This window comes from Wolbachia endosymbiont of Drosophila leontia, from assembly GCF_028981785.1.
Taxonomy (GTDB): Bacteria; Pseudomonadota; Alphaproteobacteria; order Rickettsiales; family Anaplasmataceae; genus Wolbachia; species Wolbachia pipientis.
Genome location: NZ_JAPQLK010000160.1, coordinates 1 through 3,266 on the forward strand (window position 1 = coordinate 1; position 3,266 = coordinate 3,266).

Genomic DNA, 3,266 nt, shown 5'->3' on the forward strand with positions numbered 1-3,266 from the left:
CAGCTTGCAAATGATTGTCCTTTCCTTCATTTCTCTCCTATTACGAAGATTTTAAACAGGTTCTAAGATACAAGGACGTTTTCAGAAATCTTTAAGCTTAATAACATCCTCTCTCTTTGGACTAGTTGAGATTAGATGAATTGGTACACCTATTAATTTTTCTAACCCTTCTATATATTTTATTAAATTGATAGGCAATGTTTCAATCGACCTTTTACCTTGAGTGTTTTCTTTCCAGCCAGGAAACTCTTCATATATTGGCTCTAATTCCCCTTGTATTGAATGCGATGCGGGTAAATAATCATACATTTTTCCGCTATACTTGTAACCAGTGCATATTTTAATTGTATCAAAAGAATTAAGCACATCTAATTTGGTTAATACAATGCTTGAAACTCCAGAGAGTTGTACGGCCTGGCGCACTAAAACTGCATCGAACCATCCGCAACGCCTTCTTCTATTGCTCACTGTTCCAAGTTCCTTACCTATAGTAAACAAGCTATCTCCTACTTCATTTTTCTGCTCAGTAGGAAATGGGCCATTGCCCACTCTTGTTGTATAAGCTTTTACCACACCAATAATGTAAGCATTGGAGGATAACCCTGAGCCTGTTATTGCTTGCGATGCTACAGTATTACTTGAAGTAACAAAAGGGTAAGTTCCGTGGTCGATATCTAAAAATGCGCCTTGGGCACCTTCAAATATTATTTTCTTACCTTCTTTCATCAAGTCATTTAATATCTTCCACACAGGTTTTTTATATGAAAGAATTTTTTCTGAAATCTCTTGAATTTCCTTTAATATTTCTTCTTTTTTAACTACCTGGTAGTTAAGGCCTTTCCTGATAGCATTGTGGTAATTCAAAAGAGTATCCAATCTTTTATTGAGCTCATCTGCGTTTTCTAAGTCACAAAGGCGTATAGCTCTCCTCCCAACTTTATCTTCATAACATGGTCCTATCCCTTTATTTGTTGTACCAATTTTGTGATTTCCATTTAAATCTTCAAATAGCTTTTCCTTGTCCTTATGTACGCTAAGTATTAATGGACAGCTCTCAGATACCATCAAGTTGTTATAGTTTACGTCTACTCCTTTAACTTTCAATGACTCTATTTCTGAGATTAGAGCGTGTGAATCAAGAGCAACGCCATTTCCTATGATAGATATTTTGCCTGGCCTCAAAACAGCAGAGGGCAGTAAATTTAATTTATAAACCTCATCATCTGCTACTATAGTGTGCCCTGCATTATTTCCTCCCTGAAATCTCACAACTACATCTGCATTCTCAGAAAGATAATCTACTATTTTACCCTTGCCTTCGTCACCCCATTGCAGACCAACAATTACAATATTATTCATCATTATTTTCTAGATTAATACATAAATATTAATGCAGTACGCTACAAATGGAAAGAGAAATCTACGCCTTTCCTACACCCCTTAAATAAAGAAATATACTGTCGATTTTCTTAATATATTACCAAATTATTCATCATTATATGATATAACTTACAGCATATTTACAGTAAGGTGTTATTTATGAAAGAGACAAAAGGAAAAAATAATAAGAGTCCAGTAGTTAGATTAAAGGCCACAGCTAAAGAGTTCAATTTTAGTAAATTAAGAGCAGATCAAGATAATAAATTAGCGAATTCCGGTGAAACAATGTTCTTAGATTTTCAAAGGATGAATTTTATTATTAACGGAAAAGAAATAGATAAAAATCTTATTATTGCATTTAAGGAAGGAGCTAAGCACCGCAAAAGCGAACTTTTTAATAGTGATGATATATATAATGACGAAATATTTAACAAAAAAGGAACAAGAGAAATAGATACGGATCATGGCAAAGCTTTTGTTGCTTCAGTACTCGAAGATATTGAGAAAGAGCTTGTAAGTAATGCATTGGGTGAGCTATGGAAAAATCACTGTGAAAATTCCAAAACTGCCAATCATCAAAAAACCGATTCATATAAGAAAGAATTTGAAGAATTTTACAATGCTGGCCAAAGGTATATCCATCTATTACCAACAGAGAAAGATGAAAACAAGGATTACCGTTCCTTTGCAAAAGAAGTTTTCAAAAAAATGTTCAGATACGCTGGGGCAGAAGTTCCAAGTGATGCTATTTTAGAAGAGCTAGTTACCAATTGTAATCAAGCAGGGTATGAGGCTGCTCCATTTATACAAACCCAACTTGCACTTGGACAGTCGTTCATAGTAGAAAATCCTAAAAAAGTAATAAATATTGATTGTGCTAACCAAAATAATGTGAGAATTAGATCTGATATGAGGCTACCAATACTCTCTGTTAAAAATCAAGTTATGCATGGCGATAAGATATGTAATCTATCTAGTTCATTGGAATTTACAATTGAATCTCACAATGGTGAAGACTTTGTAACATACAGAGATGGTAAATTGTCACTTACTATTCCTAAAGAGTTAAAAAATTATAAAGATAATGGCAAGAGCTTGTTTGACATTATTAAAGAATATTTTCAGAAATTCTGTGCAAAATTAGGATTTAAACCTGAGACAAAAATACAAATAGAGCATGGCTTCGGTGCTCAAAGTAACTATTTAGATGGTACAATATCAACCACAGGATCAGATGCAAATGAAGAATTTATCAATCTTTTAAGCGAAAATCTCAGAGAGAGGTTATTGGGGTCAGGAGTTGCTCTAGAAGATGAAGATGTTGATGATGTTGTTGAAGTCAGAGTATCTACCGTTATAGATTTATTGAGTGATTATGCTAAATTGGAAGATAATAAAGAACACAGAGAGTTATTAATAAGTAAAGTAGCAGATAATTTAGGACTTTCCACTCAAGATAAAACAGCACCAGAAGTATTGATGGAATTAGGCTCTTTACCTTCTTTGACAAAAGGTCAGGTTAATCATAATCAAGTGCAGTCTGTTGTAAATACTTTTATTAAGTTAATTATTGAAGGGAAAAGCGAAGTATACAAAAAAGGAGGTGCGATTAATGCAATTGATGCAATGCATAAGGAGATAGATAAGGCAATTGTTGAGCAAGAAAAAAAAGCAACCAACAAACAAGATATAGAAAATGATAAATGGACAGATAGAATCAAAAAACAGAATTATTCTGCGGAATCACATGAACGTTTACCTTAAAGATATTAGTAGGCTCTTTAAATATTTTAGAGTTCATGGTTACAACGGTTGCTATTTTAGAACCTGTTTAAAATCTTCGTAATAGGAGAGAAATGAAGGAAAGGACAATCATTTGCAAGCTG

General features: G+C 33.5%; 2 protein-coding genes. One reads left to right on the top strand and one right to left on the bottom strand.

Annotated features, from left to right (window positions below):
* Positions 1 to 81: 81 nt before the first annotated feature.
* Complete coding sequence (locus OZD63_RS05665; RefSeq protein WP_274980157.1) at positions 82 to 1,359, bottom strand: adenylosuccinate synthase; 1,278 nt, start codon at positions 1,357 to 1,359, stop codon at positions 82 to 84.
* A 180-nt stretch (positions 1,360 to 1,539) separates the two neighbouring features.
* Between OZD63_RS05665 and OZD63_RS05670 the strand changes: the two genes are divergently transcribed.
* Positions 1,540 to 3,144, top strand: a complete 1,605-nt coding sequence (locus tag OZD63_RS05670) for a hypothetical protein (RefSeq protein WP_275008345.1) — start codon at positions 1,540 to 1,542, stop codon at positions 3,142 to 3,144.
* The last annotated feature ends 122 nt before the right edge of the window (positions 3,145 to 3,266 follow it).